The 15,431-nt window shown below is 59.6% G+C and carries 15 protein-coding genes; 13 read left to right on the forward strand and 2 right to left on the reverse strand.

What is annotated here, in order from left to right; all coding sequences use genetic code 11:
• The first annotated feature begins 41 nt into the window (after positions 1 to 41).
• Genes AOA59_RS16815 through AOA59_RS16835 form a run of 5 tightly spaced genes read left to right on the forward strand, consistent with a single transcriptional unit; the run spans position 42 to position 4,020 of the window.
• Positions 42 to 1,010 carry a sulfonate ABC transporter substrate-binding protein gene (locus AOA59_RS16815; RefSeq protein WP_065931826.1) on the forward strand — a complete coding sequence of 323 codons (969 nt, stop codon included), beginning with the start codon at positions 42 to 44 and terminating at the stop codon, positions 1,008 to 1,010.
• Positions 1,011 to 1,035: 25 nt separating this feature from the next.
• Positions 1,036 to 2,184, forward strand: coding sequence for an FMNH2-dependent alkanesulfonate monooxygenase (gene ssuD, locus AOA59_RS16820; protein WP_017139539.1), 1,149 nt, complete (start codon positions 1,036 to 1,038; stop codon positions 2,182 to 2,184).
• 9 nt (positions 2,185 to 2,193) lie between these two features.
• A complete protein-coding gene (gene ssuC / locus AOA59_RS16825; RefSeq protein ID WP_017139538.1) occupies positions 2,194 to 2,982 on the forward strand; it encodes an aliphatic sulfonate ABC transporter permease SsuC in 789 nt (262 codons plus the stop codon).
• The gene (gene ssuB, locus AOA59_RS16830; RefSeq protein WP_056860734.1) at positions 2,979 to 3,785 is read left to right on the forward strand and encodes an aliphatic sulfonates ABC transporter ATP-binding protein; all 807 of its coding nucleotides are present in this window, start codon (positions 2,979 to 2,981) and stop codon (positions 3,783 to 3,785) included. Before ssuC ends, ssuB begins: the two co-directional genes overlap by 4 nt.
• Before the next feature lie 19 nt (positions 3,786 to 3,804).
• A complete protein-coding gene (locus AOA59_RS16835; protein ID WP_003213899.1) occupies positions 3,805 to 4,020 on the forward strand; it encodes a molybdopterin-binding protein in 216 nt (71 codons plus the stop codon).
• Between the two features lie 118 nt (positions 4,021 to 4,138).
• On the opposite strand, the gene AOA59_RS16840 is transcribed toward AOA59_RS16835, so the two are convergent.
• Positions 4,139 to 4,768: a TetR/AcrR family transcriptional regulator gene (locus tag AOA59_RS16840; RefSeq protein WP_056860733.1), complete on the reverse strand. Its 630-nt coding sequence runs from the start codon at positions 4,766 to 4,768 to the stop codon at positions 4,139 to 4,141.
• A gap of 212 nt (positions 4,769 to 4,980) precedes the next feature.
• Positions 4,981 to 6,357, reverse strand: a complete 1,377-nt coding sequence (locus AOA59_RS16850; protein ID WP_003213894.1) for a glutamine synthetase family protein — start codon at positions 6,355 to 6,357, stop codon at positions 4,981 to 4,983.
• A gap of 278 nt (positions 6,358 to 6,635) precedes the next feature.
• Between AOA59_RS16850 and AOA59_RS16855 the strand changes: the two genes are divergently transcribed.
• From AOA59_RS16855 to AOA59_RS16895, 8 genes are all read left to right on the forward strand, one after another.
• Positions 6,636 to 6,875 carry a hypothetical protein gene (locus AOA59_RS16855; protein WP_074854488.1) on the forward strand — a complete coding sequence of 80 codons (240 nt, stop codon included), beginning with the start codon at positions 6,636 to 6,638 and terminating at the stop codon, positions 6,873 to 6,875.
• A 79-nt stretch (positions 6,876 to 6,954) separates the two neighbouring features.
• Positions 6,955 to 8,313 (forward strand): glutamine synthetase family protein, encoded by a 1,359-nt coding sequence (locus AOA59_RS16860; RefSeq protein ID WP_017139534.1) that lies wholly within the window; start codon positions 6,955 to 6,957, stop codon positions 8,311 to 8,313.
• Positions 8,314 to 8,372: 59 nt separating this feature from the next.
• Positions 8,373 to 9,737, forward strand: coding sequence for an aspartate aminotransferase family protein (locus tag AOA59_RS16865; protein ID WP_065931822.1), 1,365 nt, complete (start codon positions 8,373 to 8,375; stop codon positions 9,735 to 9,737).
• A 194-nt stretch (positions 9,738 to 9,931) separates the two neighbouring features.
• Positions 9,932 to 11,026: a polyamine ABC transporter substrate-binding protein gene (locus tag AOA59_RS16870; RefSeq protein ID WP_099488630.1), complete on the forward strand. Its 1,095-nt coding sequence runs from the start codon at positions 9,932 to 9,934 to the stop codon at positions 11,024 to 11,026.
• A gap of 240 nt (positions 11,027 to 11,266) precedes the next feature.
• Complete coding sequence (locus AOA59_RS16880) at positions 11,267 to 12,361, forward strand: polyamine ABC transporter substrate-binding protein (protein WP_065931821.1); 1,095 nt, start codon at positions 11,267 to 11,269, stop codon at positions 12,359 to 12,361.
• Positions 12,362 to 12,426: 65 nt separating this feature from the next.
• Positions 12,427 to 13,569, forward strand: a complete 1,143-nt coding sequence (locus tag AOA59_RS16885) for an ABC transporter ATP-binding protein (RefSeq protein ID WP_003195240.1) — start codon at positions 12,427 to 12,429, stop codon at positions 13,567 to 13,569.
• Positions 13,566 to 14,486 (forward strand): ABC transporter permease subunit, encoded by a 921-nt coding sequence (locus AOA59_RS16890; protein ID WP_065931820.1) that lies wholly within the window; start codon positions 13,566 to 13,568, stop codon positions 14,484 to 14,486. The genes AOA59_RS16885 and AOA59_RS16890 overlap by 4 nt, the downstream gene beginning before the upstream one ends.
• On the forward strand, positions 14,483 to 15,367 hold the full coding sequence (locus AOA59_RS16895) for an ABC transporter permease subunit (protein WP_065931819.1): 885 nt from the start codon (positions 14,483 to 14,485) through the stop codon (positions 15,365 to 15,367). Before AOA59_RS16890 ends, AOA59_RS16895 begins: the two co-directional genes overlap by 4 nt.
• Positions 15,368 to 15,431: the final 64 nt, after the last annotated feature.

A 15,431-nucleotide genomic window follows, 5' to 3' on the forward strand; every position in this document is an offset into this window, starting at 1 on the left:
GTGCAGCCAACCCCCTCATCGCATTATTTGGAGAGAGCGCCATGCGCACTGTCATCTTGCGTCGTGGTCTGGTCGCACTGTTTGCTGCGGCTGTGTCCTTCGGCGCCATTGTTCAAGCCCAGGCCGCCGAGACCTTGCGGATCGGTTATCAGAAGTACGGCACGCTGGTGCTGCTCAAAGCCAAGGGCTCGCTGGAAAAGCGCCTGGCCGCCCAGGGCGTGCAAGTGCAATGGACCGAATTCCCCGGTGGCCCGCAGTTGCTCGAAGGCCTGAACGTCGGCGCCATCGACTTTGGCGTCACCGGCGAAACGCCGCCGGTGTTCGCCCAGGCGGCGGGCGCAGATTTGCTCTACGTCGCCTACGAGCCGCCGGCGCCGACCAGTGAAGCGATCCTGGTGCCCAAGGATTCGACGATCAAATCGGTGGCCGAGCTCAAGGGCAAGAAGATCGTGCTCAACAAAGGCTCCAACGTGCACTATTTGTTGGTGCGTGCCCTGGAAGATGCCGGCCTCAAATACACCGACGTACAGACCATCTTCCTGCCGCCCGCCGATGCCCGCGCCGCGTTCGAGCGTGGCAGCGTTGACGCCTGGGTGATCTGGGACCCGTACCAGGCGGCCGCCGAGAAACAGCTGCAAGCCCGCACCCTGCGTGACGGCACCGGCATTGCCGACAACCACCAGTTCTACCTGGCCACCAGGCCTTACGCCACGCAGCACCCGGACGTGATCAAGGCGCTGGTGGAAGAAGTGCGCGCCGTGGGCGAGTGGTCCAAGGCCAACCCTACGGAGGTGACCGAACAAGTCGCGCCACTGCTCGGCTTGCCGGCGGACATCACCCTGACCTCGGTCAAGCGCCAAGGCTACGGCGCGCTGTTCCTGACCCCGGAAGTGGTCGCCGCCCAGCAGAAAATCGCCGACACCTTCTACCAGCTCAAATTGATCCCCAAACCCTTGAGCATCAAGGACGTGATCTGGACGCCATCCGCCGCCGTCGCCACAGCGCCGTAATCCGACTTCTTCAGGAGACAACTCCATGAGCCTCAATATTTTCTGGTTCCTGCCTACCCACGGCGACGGCCATTACCTTGGCACCGCCGAAGGCGCCCGCGCCGTCGATCACGGTTATCTGCAGCAAGTGGCTCAGGCGGCTGACCGCCTGGGTTTCGGCGGGGTGCTGATTCCTACCGGCCGCTCCTGTGAAGACTCATGGCTGGTGGCCGCCTCGCTGATCCCGGTAACCCAGCGTTTGAAATTCCTTGTCGCGCTGCGCCCCGGCATCATCTCCCCGACGGTGGCGGCGCGTCAGGCCGCGACCCTGGACCGTTTGTCCGGCGGGCGCGCTTTGTTCAACCTGGTCACCGGCGGTGATCCGGAAGAGCTGGCCGGCGATGGCTTGTTCCTCAGCCACGAAGAGCGCTACCAGGCCTCGGTGGAATTCACCCGCATCTGGCGCCGCGTGCTGGAAGGCGAAACCGTGGATTACGACGGCGAACACATCAGCGTCAAAGGCGCCAAATTGCTCTACCCGCCGATCCAGCAGCCACGTCCGCCGCTTTACTTCGGTGGCTCCTCTGAAGCCGCCCAGGACCTGGCAGCCGAACAGGTGGAAATGGTGCTGACCTGGGGCGAACCACCGGCCGCCGTCGCGGAAAAAATCGAACAGGTGCGCGCCAAGGCGGCCAAACTTGGACGCACTGTGCGCTTCGGTATTCGCCTGCATGTCATCGTGCGCGAAACCAACGATGAAGCGTGGAAAGCCGCTGACAAACTGATTTCCCATCTGGATGACGAAACCATCGCCCGCGCCCAGGCATCCCTGGCGCGTTTCGACTCGGTTGGCCAGCAGCGTATGGCCGCTTTGCACGGTGGCAACCGCGACAACCTCGAAGTCAGCCCCAACCTGTGGGCCGGCGTCGGCCTGGTGCGCGGCGGTGCCGGCACCGCACTGGTGGGGGACGGCCCAACCGTGGCGGCGCGGGTCAAGGAATACGCGGCGCTGGGCATCGACACTTTTATCTTCTCCGGTTACCCACACCTGGAAGAGTCGTATCGGGTTGCCGAACTGTTGTTCCCGCACCTGGATATCGAGCGTCCCGAGCTGCCGAAAAGCGCCGGTTACGTCAGCCCGTTCGGCGAAATGGTCGCCAACGATATTCTTCCCAAAGCTGCGTCGCAGAGCTGAGGCGCCATTATGGATTTTGAAAAGTTAAGCCACCGCGTCGCGCCTTGGGTGCTGCCGATTTTGTTGTTGGCGGTGTGGCAGCTGTCGGTGTCGGCGGGCTGGTTGTCGACGCGCATTTTGCCGGCGCCCAGTGCGGTGATCGAAGCTGGGGTCAACCTGGTACGCAGCGGCGAAATCTGGACGCACCTGGCCATCAGCGGCTGGCGTGCGGGCCTGGGCTTTGTGATCGGTGGCAGCATCGGTTTGGCCCTGGGCTTTATCACCGGCCTGTCGAAGTGGGGCGAGCGCCTGCTGGACAGCTCGGTGCAGATGATCCGCAACGTGCCGCACCTGGCGCTGATTCCGCTGGTGATTTTGTGGTTCGGCATTGATGAGACGGCGAAGATTTTCCTGGTCGCCCTCGGCACGCTGTTCCCGATCTACCTGAACACCTACCACGGCATCCGCAACGTCGACCCGGCGCTGGTGGAAATGTCGCGCAGCTACGGCCTGTCCGGTTTCAGCCTGTTCTGGCAAGTGATCCTGCCGGGCGCCTTGCCTTCGATTCTGGTGGGCGTGCGCTTCGCCCTGGGCTTTATGTGGTTGACGCTGATCGTGGCGGAAACCATCTCGGCCAGTTCCGGCATCGGTTACCTGGCCATGAACGCCCGCGAATTCCTGCAAACCGACGTGGTGGTACTGGCGATTGTGCTGTACGCCATCCTCGGCAAGCTCGCCGACCTCGCGGCGCGTGGCCTGGAACGTGTGTGGCTGCGCTGGCATCCGGCTTACCAAGTGAATAAAGGAGGTGCGGCATGACCGCTCAACAACCTCCGCGCCTGCTCAAGGGCATCCCGCTGGCGGTGCGCAAATTGCGCAAGGCCTTTGGTGCGCGGGAAGTACTCAAAGAGATTGACCTGCACATTCCGGCTGGCCAGTTCGTGGCCGTGGTCGGCCGCAGCGGCTGCGGCAAAAGTACCTTGCTGCGTCTGCTCGCAGGCCTGGATAAAGCCAGTGGCGGCGAGTTGCTGGCCGGTTCCGCGCCGCTGAACGAGGCAATTGAAGACACGCGGCTGATGTTCCAGGAAGCGCGTCTGCTGCCGTGGAAAAAGATCATCGACAACGTGGGCCTTGGCCTCAAGGGCAACTGGCGCCCCAAGGCGTTGGAAGCGCTGGAAGCGGTGGGTTTGGCCGAGCGTGCCAATGAATGGCCGGCGGCCTTGTCCGGCGGCCAGAAGCAGCGTGTGGCCCTGGCGCGTGCGTTGATTCACCAGCCGCGCCTGCTATTGCTCGACGAACCTTTGGGCGCGCTGGACGCCCTGACCCGCATCGAGATGCAGCAACTGATCGAAAACCTCTGGCAGAAGCACGGCTTCACCGTGTTGCTGGTCACCCACGACGTCAGCGAGGCCGTGGCGATTGCTGACCGCGTGATCCTGATCGAAGACGGCGAAATCGGCCTCGACCTGATCGTCGATCTGCCGCGCCCACGCGCCAGGGGCTCACATCGCCTGGCCGCGCTGGAAGCCGAAGTGCTTAACCGGGTGCTGTCGCTGCCAGGCTCGCCGCCGGAACCTGAACCTGTTTCACCGCTGCCTACGCAATTGCGTTGGGCTCAATAACTCATAGAGGAAAACCATCATGACTATCAAAGCCATCAACGTACGTAACCAGTTCAAAGGCACCATCAAGGAAATCGTCGAAGGCGACGTGCTGTCGGAAATCGACGTGCAGACCGCGTCCGGCATCGTGACTTCGGTGATCACTACCCGCTCGGTCAAAGAGCTGGAACTGGTGATCGGCAGCGAAGTGATTGCCTTTGTGAAGTCCACCGAGGTGTCGATCGCCAAGTTGTGATTGGCGGCCTTGCAATCGCTATCGCAGGCAAGCCAGCTCCCACATTTGAATGTATTCACAGCTCAAAATGTGGGAGCCGAGCTTGCCCGCGATAGGGCCGGCCTAGCCGCCACCAGGCTCAGCGCTTAGGCAAATACGCCGGCAAATAAAGCCCCACATATGCATCAAACACCCGCATCCCTTCCTCGGCCATGCGCGGCGTAATCTGCCCATGCTGATGCACCGAACGCGCGTACACACGGTCGCTCAACTCCAGCGCCAGCGCGAACACGTCCACGTCGGTGGGCAAGGTCGGCACTTCGAAGTGGCGGTTGAACACTTCAAGCATCAAATCCCCCAACTCCAAGTCATGCTGACGGTCCGCCTGGGTCACTTCGGCAAGCCCGTGCTGCGCCAGGATCAACTGACGTGCAGCCGCGTCGTTGCTGTAGATGCTGAGCATGCGTTGCTCGACGATAGAGGACAGGTCGCGCCACACCTTGAGTGAATCATGCTCGATAGGCGCCTGGATCGCGGCGCGGAAAGCGGCGTGCACATCGGCGGTCAACGCCTCCAGCAGCGCCGGCACGCTGGCGAAAAAGTGATACACCGACGACGGCGGGATCTGCGCCCGTTCGGCCACGCTGTAGATCGACAAGCTCGCCACGCCTTCGCTCGCCAACAAGGTGCGAGCGGCGTCGAGGATCGCATCGATCCGTGCCTGGCTGCGGGCGCGGGGTTTGCGAGGGGCGGCGGGGCGGGTGGGCATGGAAGTCTCCTACAAGGCAGAGCGCATTGTACGCGACCTTATGATCGTTCCCACGCTCTGCGTGGGAATGCCTCGCTGGACGCTCCGCGTCCGCTCTTGGGACGCAGAGCGTCCCTGGCTGCATTACCACGCAGAGCGTGGGAACGAGATTGCAGCGCAAAAAAATGCCGCAGGCCATAAAGCCTGCAGCATTCTTTTAAAACTGCTACTGCTTACACAGTATGCAGGTACCAGTTGTACTCAAGGTCGGAGATGGAGTGTTCAAACTCTTCCAGCTCACTTTCCTTACAGGCGACGAAGATATCGATGTACTTGGGATCGATGTACTTGGCCATCACCTCGCTGTCGTCCAACTCACGCAATGCATCGCGCAGGTTGTTCGGCAGGCTCTGTTCGTTCTGCTCGTAGCTGTTGCCTTCCACCGGAGCACCAGGCTCGATCTTGTTGGTCAGACCGTGGTGCACACCCGCCAGGACCGAAGCCATCAGCAGGTAAGGGTTGGCGTCGGCACCGGCCACGCGGTGTTCGATACGCACGGCATCGGACGAGCCGGTGGGTACGCGAATCGCCACAGTGCGGTTATCCAGGCCCCAGCACGGCGAGTTCGGCACGTAGAACTGTGCGCCGAAACGACGGTAGGAGTTGACGTTGGGGCACAGGAACGCCATTTGGGCGGGCAGGGTCTCGAGCACACCGCCGATCGCGTGACGCAGTGCGGCGTTCTGCTCGGGATCCTCGCTGGCAAAAATGTTCTTGCCGTCCTTGTCCAAAATGGAGATGTGTACGTGTAAACCGTTGCCTGCCTGGCCTGGGTAAGGCTTGGCCATGAAGGTGGTGTCCATCTCATGGTCGTAGGCGATGTTCTTGATCAGGCGCTTGAGCAGTACCGCGTAGTCGCAAGCCTTGATCGGGTCGGCGACGTGGTGCAGGTTCACTTCGAACTGCGCCGGGGCACTTTCCTTGACGATGGCGTCAGCCGGGATACCTTGCTCTTTGGCACCTTCCAGAATGTCCTGGAGGCAGTCGACGTATTCGTCGAGGTCGTCGATCAGGTAGACCTGTGTCGAGTGCGGGCGTTTGCCGGAGATCGGCGAGCGGGGCGGTTGTGGGCGGCCGTTCACGTTCTCCTGGTCGATCAGGTAGAACTCAAGCTCGAAGGCGGCGCAGATGGTCAGGCCAAGGTCGTCAAATTTGCTTACAACTTGGCGGAGCACTTCGCGAGGATCGGCGAAGAAAGGTTCACCTTCAAGTTCGTGCATGGTCATCAGCAGTTGCGCGGTGGGGCGCTTTTGCCAGGGTTCATTGCACAGGGTGTCGGGGATTGGATAACAGATTCGGTCAGCATCACCGATGTCCAGACCCAGGCCGGTGCTTTCCACCGTCGAGCCATTGATATCCAGGGCAAATAAAGAGGCAGGCAGGTTAATGCCCTTCTCGTAAACCTTGTGGAGGCTGGTGCGTTCGATGCGCTTACCGCGCACCACACCATTCATATCCGCAATTAGAAGGTCTACGTACAGAACCTCAGGATGATCCTTAAGGAACGCGTTCGCTTCGTTAAGCTGAACGGCACGCGGGGGTACCGACATGATGCAACACCTTTGTTGTTAAAAATATCAATCATTGATCTTTTCTGGTTTCAGTCAACCCGAACGGCATGCCGAAGTCAAGCAAGGCCTTTTTTGCCCTAAAAAAGCGCCCTGAGGCCTTTTTTGGGGCTTTTCGGGGCGGTTTTGTGGGTTTGAAGGGCTTGGGACTAGCAGGCTAAAGCGGGCCGTGTTGTATTTTTTACGGGGGTGTTGTGTAAAAAAATGAACAAGGCTAAGCTCGATTCAAACCCATAACAGCAATAATACCGGGGTGCTTCATGTTTCACCTGCCGCCGTTCGGCGTCTCTGCCTGCCTCCGCCAGGCTTTGTCCGCAGTCTATTCCTACAGCGTAAATGCCCACGCACCGGCCAATATTCTTGACGGCCCGTCCGACCTCTTTTTTGCCTCCCCATCTGCCACTGACCGGCCGCTGCCTGCGCTGCCGATCAAGATTGCGCACAACTTTGGCGTGAGGAATGCAACGCTGCAGCAAATGGCAGGTAAGCTCCTACCCTGAATGAACCAGCGACGCGGATGCTGCGTCAACCAACGCCTGACCTTTAATGGATGTCAGGAAACACAGCCCAGAGGCATTTATGAGTAACAACCTCGACCAGCTCACCGATTGGTTGAAAGACCACAAGATCACAGAAGTCGAATGCATGATTGGCGACCTCACGGGCATCACCCGGGGCAAGATCTCGCCGACCAACAAGTTCATCGCCGAAAAAGGCATGCGCTTGCCCGAGAGCGTTCTGTTGCAGACCGTGACCGGCGACTATGTCGAAGACGACATCTATTACGAATTGCTCGACCCGGCCGACATCGACATGATCTGTCGCCCCGACCAGAACGCGGTATTCCTGGTGCCTTGGGCCATCGAGCCCACCGCCCAGGTGATCCACGATACCTACGACAAGCAAGGCAACCCCATCGAGCTGTCGCCGCGCAACGTGCTCAAGAAGGTACTCAAGCTCTATTCCGACCGGGGCTGGCAGCCGATCGTGGCGCCGGAGATGGAGTTCTACCTGACCAAACGTTGCGAAGACCCGGACTTCCCGCTGCAACCGCCGATTGGCCGTTCCGGTCGCCCGGAAACGGGCCGCCAGTCCTTCTCTATAGAAGCCGCCAACGAATTCGACCCGTTGTTCGAAGACGTCTACGACTGGTGCGAACTGCAGGAGCTGGACCTCGATACCCTGATCCACGAGGACGGCACGGCGCAGATGGAAATCAACTTCCGTCACGGCGATGCCCTGTCCCTGGCCGACCAGATCCTGGTGTTCAAGCGCACCATGCGTGAGGCCGCGCTCAAGCACAACGTAGCCGCCACCTTTATGGCCAAGCCGATGACCGGCGAGCCGGGCAGCGCGATGCACTTGCACCAGAGCATCATCGACATCGCCACCGGCAAGAACGTTTTCTCTAATGAAGACGGGACCATGAGCCAGCTGTTTCTCAACCACATTGGCGGCCTGCAGAAGTTCATCCCTGAATTGCTGCCGCTGTTTGCCCCCAACGTGAACTCGTTCCGTCGCTTCCTGCCCGACACCTCGGCGCCGGTGAACGTGGAGTGGGGCGAAGAAAACCGCACCGTCGGCCTGCGCGTACCGGATGCCGGCCCGCAGAACCGCCGCGTCGAAAACCGCCTGCCGGGCGCTGATGCCAACCCGTACCTGGCGATTGCCGCCAGCTTGCTGTGTGGCTACATCGGCATGGTCGAAGGCCATAACCCCAGTGCACCGGTGGTGGGCCGTGGTTACGAGCGCCGCAACCTGCGCCTGCCGTTGACCATCGAAGATGCCCTGGAGCGTATGGAAAACAGCAAAACCATCGAGAAGTACCTGGGGCAGAAATTCATCACAGGCTACGTCGCGGTCAAGCGGGCCGAGCATGAAAACTTCAAGCGCGTGATCAGTTCGTGGGAGCGGGAATTCCTGCTCTTCGCCGTCTGATGCGCCGGGCGCGTGGGGCAACCCGCGCGCCCTTCACCGAAAAAGTCTAGGAGACCGGTATGTCCAGCAACAACCCGCAAACCCGTGAATGGCAAGCCTTGAGCAATGATCACCACCTGGCGCCGTTCAGCGACTTCAAGCAATTGAAAGAGAAAGGCCCACGGATCATCACCAAAGCCCACGGCGTTTACCTGTGGGACAGCGAAGGCAACAAGATCCTCGACGGCATGGCCGGCCTGTGGTGCGTGGCGATCGGTTACGGTCGCGACGAGCTGGCTGACGCCGCCGCCAAACAGATGAAAGAACTGCCTTACTACAACCTGTTCTTCCAGACCGCGCACCCGCCGGTGCTGGAGTTGGCCAAAGTCATTGCCGATATCGCGCCTGCCGGCATGAACCACGTGTTCTTTACCGGTTCCGGCTCCGAAGGCAACGACACCATGCTGCGCATGGTCCGCCACTACTGGGCGATCAAGGGCCAGCCGAACAAGAAAACCATCATCAGTCGCAAGAACGGCTACCACGGCTCCACCGTGGCCGGCGCCAGCCTGGGCGGCATGACTTATATGCACGAACAGGGCGACTTGCCGATCCCTGGCATCACCCACATCGCCCAGCCGTACTGGTATGGCGAAGGCGGCGACATGAGCCCGGAAGAGTTCGGGGTCTGGGCTGCCAACCAGCTGGAAGAAAAGATTCTGGAGCTGGGCGTGGACAACGTCGGGGCCTTTATTGCCGAGCCGATCCAGGGTGCCGGTGGCGTGATCGTGCCGCCTGAGAGCTACTGGCCGCGCATCAAGGAAATCCTCGCCAAGTACGACATCCTGTTCGTCGCCGACGAAGTGATCTGCGGTTTCGGCCGTACCGGCGAATGGTTCGGCAGCGATTTCTACGACCTCAAGCCCCACATGATGACCATCGCCAAAGGCCTGACCTCGGGTTACATCCCCATGGGCGGCCTGATCGTGCACGACGACGTGGTTGCCGTGCTCAATGAAGGCGGCGATTTCAACCACGGCTTCACCTATTCCGGTCACCCGGTGGCCGCCGCCGTGGCTTTGGAAAACATCCGCATCATGCGTGATGAAAAAATCATTAAGCGCGTGCACGAAGAAGCGGCACCGTATTTGCAGAAACGCCTGAGGGAACTGGCTGATCACCCGCTGGTGGGTGAAGTGCGCGGTGTGGGCATGCTCGGGGCGATTGAGCTGGTGCAGGACAAGGCCACGCGCAAACGTTACGAAGGCCGTGGTGTGGGCATGATCTGCCGCACGTTCTGCTTCGAGAATGGCCTGATCATGCGCGCCGTAGGCGACACCATGATCATTTCGCCGCCGCTGGTGATCAGCAATGCGCAAATCGACGAGCTGGTGACCAAGGCTCGCCATTGCCTGGACCTGACTTTGGCGGCATTGCAGGGCTAAGTGCTAGGCTCAGAACGCAGCGGCCTTCGGGCGCTGCATTCTGAGCAGCTATAAATGAGGCTTTGGTTGAAAGCCGGCCTCGGAACTTGCCAGACTGTCGCTCTGTTTTGTTGCCCTTTAACGGGCCGCTTAACACTGTAAGAACGTGGCCCAAAAAAGAAAAATTGGAGCATCACCAAATGAAGGCATTAGGTTTGAAGAACGCTGGCAAGACCCTCCTCGCCTTGTCCCTGTTGGGCGCAATGGCGGGCGCGGCCCAGGCAGACGATAAAGTCCTGCACGTATACAACTGGTCCGACTACATTGCACCGGACACCATCGCCAACTTTGAAAAAGAGTCCGGCATCAAGGTGGTGTACGACGTTTTTGACAGCAACGAGACCCTCGAAGCCAAGTTGCTGGCAGGCAAGTCCGGTTACGACATCGTCGTGCCGTCGAACAACTTCCTCGCCAAGCAGATCAAGGCCGGTGTCTATCAGGAGCTGGACAAGTCCAAGCTGACCAACTACGACAACCTGAACAAATCCCTGCTTATAGCCGTGTCGATCAGCGACCCGGACAACAAGCACGCTTTCCCGTACATGTGGGGCTCGATCGGTATCGGCTACAACCCGGAGAAGGTCAAGGCCGCACTGGGTATCGACAAGATCGACTCGTGGGACGTGCTGCTCAAGCCTGAGAACATCGCCAAGCTCAAAAGCTGCGGTGTGAGCTTCCTTGATTCGCCAACCGAAATGCTGCCGGTGGCACTGCACTACCTGGGCCTGCCGACCGACACCCAGAAGAAAGCTGACCTCAAGCAAGCTGAAGACCTGTTCCTCAAGCTGCGCCCATCGATCGGCTACTTCCACTCGTCCAAGTACATCTCGGACCTGGCCAACGGCAACATCTGCGTAGCCGTGGGTTACTCGGGTGACATCCAGCAGGCCAAGTCCCGCGCGGCTGAAGCCGGTGGCAAGGTCAAAGTGGCCTACGACATTCCGAAAGAAGGAGCCGGCAGCTTCTTCGACATGGTCGCCATCCCTAAAGATGCCGAAAACGTCGACGCCGCCTACAAGTTCATGAACTACCTGCTCAAGCCGGAAGTCATGGCCTCGATCACCAACAGCGTGCGTTTCCCGAACGGTAACGAGAAGGCTACCGCACTGGTCGACAAAGACATCACCAGCGACCCGGGCATCTACCCGCCAGCCGATGTGCAGGCCAAGCTCTACGCCATTGCTGACTTGCCGGCTGCAACCCAGCGAGAAATGACACGCAGCTGGACCAAGATCAAATCTGGTAAGTAAGCCTTAAAAGCTGTGGGAGTGGCTTGTGTGGGAGCGGGCTTGCTCGCGAAGACGGTGTGTCAGCCAGCGGATGTATCAACTGATACTCCGCTTTCGCGAGCAAGCCCGCTCCCACATAGCCCGTTCACACAAATTAAATGACAGAAAGTTTTGCCGGATCGGTTTATCGAGGGTAAGTTGCGCGCCGGTTTTGTTGCCGGGCAACAACTTTAAGGCCCAACTATTTAAGAGGACCTCCACTTGCCAATTTCTTTATTTCGCAAAGCCATGCTGGTGGGTGCAGGTATCACGCTGGCTGTGAGCGTGCAGGCCGCACCGACGGTGCATATTTATAACTGGTCGGACTACATTGGCCCGGACACCCTGGCCAACTTTGAAAAGGCGACTGGCATCAAGCCCGTGTATGACGTGTTTGATTCCAACGAAACCCTGGAAGGCAAGTTGCTCGCCGGTCGTACCGGTTACGACGTGGTGGTGCCGTCCAATCACTTTCTCGGCAAGCAGATCAAGGCCGGTGCGTTCCAGAAGCTCGACAAGTCATTGCTGACTCACTATTCCAACCTGGACCCGGTGCTGCTCAAGCGCCTGGAAAAGAACGATCCGGGTAACCAGTACGCCGTACCGTACCTGTGGGGCACCAACGGCATCGGTTACAACGTCGACAAAGTCAAAGAAGTGCTGGGCGTCGACCATATCGATTCCTGGGCCGTGCTGTTCGAACCGGAGAACATGAAGAAGCTCGCCACCTGTGGCGTTTCGTTCATGGACTCGGCCGATGAGATGCTGCCGGCGGTGCTCAACTACATGGGCCTGAACCCCAACAGCACCAACCCCGAAGACTACAAGAAGGCCGAAGAGAAGCTGCTCAAAGTGCGCCCCTACGTGACCTATTTCCATTCTTCCAAATACATCTCGGACCTGGCCAACGGCAACATTTGCGTGGCGGCCGGTTTCTCCGGGGATGTGTTTCAGGCCAAGGCCCGTGCGGCTGAAGCTGGCAAAGGCGTGAACATCGCCTACACGATTCCCAAAGAAGGCGGCAATTTGTGGTTTGACGTGCTGGCGATCCCGGCGGATGCCACCAACGTCAAAGAGGCCCATGCCTTCATCAACTATTTACTGCAACCTGAGGTGATCGCTCAGGTCAGTGATCAAGTCGGTTATGCCAACCCTAACCCAGGGGCGGACAAACTGATGGAGCAATCGATACGCACTGACGCAGCGGTTTACCCACCGCAGGCGGTTCTCGACCGGACGTTCGTCAACTTCGAGCTACCCCCGAAAGTGCAGCGTTTAATGACCCGTAGCTGGACCAAGGTCAAGACGGGCAAGTAAAGCTCAAACTATCCAAGGTTTTGCCCGTCTTGGGCGAACCTCAAATTTTGTTGGGAGTTTCGTAAATGGCAGTTGCCTCCGGCGCCTATAAGAAAGCCCTCGAGGGCGACCAGACACCGAAAAAGGTGTTGGTCAAAATCGACCGGGTCACGAAGAAGTTCGACGAGACGATTGCCGTGGACGATGTGTCCCTGGAAATCAAAAAAGGCGAGATCTTCGCCTTGCTCGGCGGATCGGGTTCGGGCAAATCCACCCTGCTGCGCATGCTCGCAGGCTTCGAGCGCCCAACGGAAGGTCGCATCTACCTCGACGGTGTGGACATCACCGACATGCCGCCCTACGAGCGGCCGATCAACATGATGTTCCAGTCCTACGCCTTGTTCCCACACATGACCGTGGCGCAGAACATTGCCTTCGGCCTGCAACAGGACAAGATCCCCAAGGCTGAAGTCGACGCCCGCGTGGCCGAGATGCTCAAGCTGGTGCAGATGAGCCAGTACGCCAAGCGCAAGCCGCACCAGCTGTCCGGTGGCCAGCGCCAGCGTGTGGCGTTGGCACGTTCCCTGGCCAAGCGCCCGAAACTGCTGCTGCTCGATGAGCCGATGGGTGCATTGGACAAAAAACTGCGTTCGCAGATGCAGCTGGAACTGGTGGAAATCATCGAGCGCGTGGGCGTGACCTGCGTGATGGTGACCCACGACCAGGAAGAGGCCATGACCATGGCCGAGCGCATCGCGATCATGCACTTGGGCTGGATCGCGCAGATCGGCAGCCCGATCGACATCTACGAAACCCCCACCAGCCGCCTGGTGTGCGAGTTCATCGGCAACGTCAACATCTTCGACACCCAGGTGGTGGACGATGCCGAAGGCCACGCGGTGCTCAAGTGCCCGGACCTGGACCGCGACATCTACGTGGGCTACGGCATCGCCACCTCGGTGGAAGACAAGTCGGTAACCTACGCGATCCGCCCGGAAAAACTGCTGGTCACTACCGAAATGCCGACCTGCGAACACAACTGGTCCAGCGGCAAGGTGCACGACATCGCTTACCTCGGCGGCCATTCGGTGTTCTACGTGGAACTGCCGAGCGGCAAGCTGGTGCAGTCTTTCGTGGCCAACGCCGAACGCCGTGGCCAGCGCCCAACCTGGGGTGACCAGGTGTACGTGTGGTGGGAAGACGACAGCGGCGTGGTACTTCGCTCATGAATATGAAGAAGTTCAAGCGGCGCTTGGATCGCATAATCCCCAATGGCAAGCAGGTGGTCATTGGGATTCCATTCCTCTGGCTGTTTCTGTTTTTCGCACTGCCGTTTTTCATCGTATTGAAAATCAGCTTTGCCGAAGCCGACGTGGCGATCCCGCCTTACACCGAGATCTACACCTACGTTGAGCAAAAGCTGCAAGTGGTGCTGAACCTGGCCAACTACAGCTTGCTGGCGGGCGACGAGTTGTACATCGCCGCCTACCTGGGCTCGCTGAAGATGGCGTTTTTCAGCACGCTGCTGTGCCTGCTGATCGGCTACCCGATGGCCTACGCCATCGCCACCGCGCGCAAAGAGATGCAGACCGTGCTGGTGCTGCTGATCATGATGCCGACCTGGACTGCGATCCTGATCCGCGTGTATGCGTGGATGGGCATCCTCAGCAACAACGGCTTGCTCAACGGCTTCCTGATGTCCATCGGGCTGATCAACGAGCCGCTGCAGATCCTCAACACCAACATTGCGGTGTATATCGGCGTGGTCTATTCGTACCTGCCGTTCATGATCCTGCCGCTGTACGCCAACCTGGTCAAACACGACCAGAGCCTGCTGGAAGCCGCATCCGATCTGGGTTCGAGCACCTTCAACAGCTTCTGGAAAATCACCGTGCCGCTGTCCAAGAACGGCATCATCGCCGGTTGCATGCTGGTGTTTATCCCGGTGGTGGGCGAGTTCGTGATTCCTGAACTGCTCGGCGGCCCGGAAACCCTGATGATCGGTAAAGTGCTGTGGCAAGAATTCTTCAACAACCGTGACTGGCCGGTGGCGTCTGCCCTGGCGGTGGTGATGCTGGCGATCCTGATCGTGCCGATCATCCTGTTCAACCGCAGCCAAGCCAAAGAGCTGGAGGGCAAGATATGAAGCGCTTTCGTTTCTCCAGCTTCATGCTGGTCGCAGGCTTGTTGTTCATCTACCTGCCGATGTTGATCCTGGTGATCTACTCGTTCAACGAATCCAAGCTGGTGACAGTGTGGGGCGGTTGGTCGATCAAGTGGTACGTGGGCCTGTTGGACAACACCCAGTTGATGGGCTCGGTGGCGCGCTCCCTGGAAATCGCCTGCTACACGGCGGTGGCCGCGGTGGCATTGGGTACGCTGGCGGCCTTCGTGCTGACACGTATCAGCCAGTTCAAGGGCCGCACGCTGTTCGGTGGCCTGGTGACTGCGCCATTGGTGATGCCCGAAGTGATCACCGGTCTGTCGCTGTTGCTGCTGTTCGTGGCGATGGCGCAGATGATCGGCTGGCCCCAGGAACGTGGCATCGTCACCATCTGGATCGCTCACACCACGTTCTGCGCGGCGTATGTGGCGGTGGTGGTGTCGGCGCGCTTGCGTGAGCTGGACCTGTCGATCGAAGAAGCGGCGATGGACTTGGGCGCACGGCCATGGAAGGTGTTCTTCCTGATCACCATCCCGATGATCGCGCCGTCGCTGGCGGCGGGCGGCATGATGTCGTTCGCGCTGTCGCTGGATGACCTGGTACTGGCCAGCTTCGTGTCGGGGCCGGGTTCGACGACGTTGCCGATGGAAGTGTTCTCGGCGGTGCGTCTGGGGGTTAAACCCGAGATCAACGCCGTGGCCAGTTTGATTCTGCTGGCGGTGTCGCTGGTGACCTTCCTGGTGTGGTTCTTCAGCCGTCGGGCCGAAGAGATGCGCAAGAAGGCGATTCAACAAGCCATCGAAGAAGCGGCGGCGGACGGTTGGCAGCAACCGGACAAGCGCCGGGCGCCTGCGCCGGTCTAACCTGATAAAGATCGTTCCCACGCTCCGCGTGGGAACGCCTCCTGTGACGCTCTGCGTCACACTC

The organism is Pseudomonas sp. 2822-15 (genome assembly GCF_002742515.1).
Taxonomy (GTDB): Bacteria; Pseudomonadota; Gammaproteobacteria; order Pseudomonadales; family Pseudomonadaceae; genus Aquipseudomonas; species Aquipseudomonas salomonii.

Excerpts from the sequence above, each read along its gene's own strand:
- AOA59_RS16885 (WP_003195240.1), top strand. The coding sequence starts at position 12,427 with ATGGCAGTTGCCTCCGGCGCCTATAAGAAAGCCCTCGAGGGCGACCAG.
- AOA59_RS16855 (WP_074854488.1), top strand. The coding sequence starts at position 6,636 with ATGTTTCACCTGCCGCCGTTCGGCGTCTCTGCCTGCCTCCGCCAGGCT.
- AOA59_RS16895 (WP_065931819.1), top strand. The coding sequence starts at position 14,483 with ATGAAGCGCTTTCGTTTCTCCAGCTTCATGCTGGTCGCAGGCTTGTTG.
- AOA59_RS16840 (WP_056860733.1), bottom strand. The coding sequence starts at position 4,768 with ATGCCCACCCGCCCCGCCGCCCCTCGCAAACCCCGCGCCCGCAGCCAG.
- AOA59_RS16865 (WP_065931822.1), top strand. The coding sequence starts at position 8,373 with ATGTCCAGCAACAACCCGCAAACCCGTGAATGGCAAGCCTTGAGCAAT.
- AOA59_RS16850 (WP_003213894.1), bottom strand. The coding sequence starts at position 6,357 with ATGTCGGTACCCCCGCGTGCCGTTCAGCTTAACGAAGCGAACGCGTTC.
- AOA59_RS16815 (WP_065931826.1), top strand. The coding sequence starts at position 42 with ATGCGCACTGTCATCTTGCGTCGTGGTCTGGTCGCACTGTTTGCTGCG.
- AOA59_RS16860 (WP_017139534.1), top strand. The coding sequence starts at position 6,955 with ATGAGTAACAACCTCGACCAGCTCACCGATTGGTTGAAAGACCACAAG.
- AOA59_RS16835 (WP_003213899.1), top strand. The coding sequence starts at position 3,805 with ATGACTATCAAAGCCATCAACGTACGTAACCAGTTCAAAGGCACCATC.
- AOA59_RS16890 (WP_065931820.1), top strand. The coding sequence starts at position 13,566 with ATGAATATGAAGAAGTTCAAGCGGCGCTTGGATCGCATAATCCCCAAT.
- ssuC (WP_017139538.1), top strand. The coding sequence starts at position 2,194 with ATGGATTTTGAAAAGTTAAGCCACCGCGTCGCGCCTTGGGTGCTGCCG.
- ssuD (WP_017139539.1), top strand. The coding sequence starts at position 1,036 with ATGAGCCTCAATATTTTCTGGTTCCTGCCTACCCACGGCGACGGCCAT.
- ssuB (WP_056860734.1), top strand. The coding sequence starts at position 2,979 with ATGACCGCTCAACAACCTCCGCGCCTGCTCAAGGGCATCCCGCTGGCG.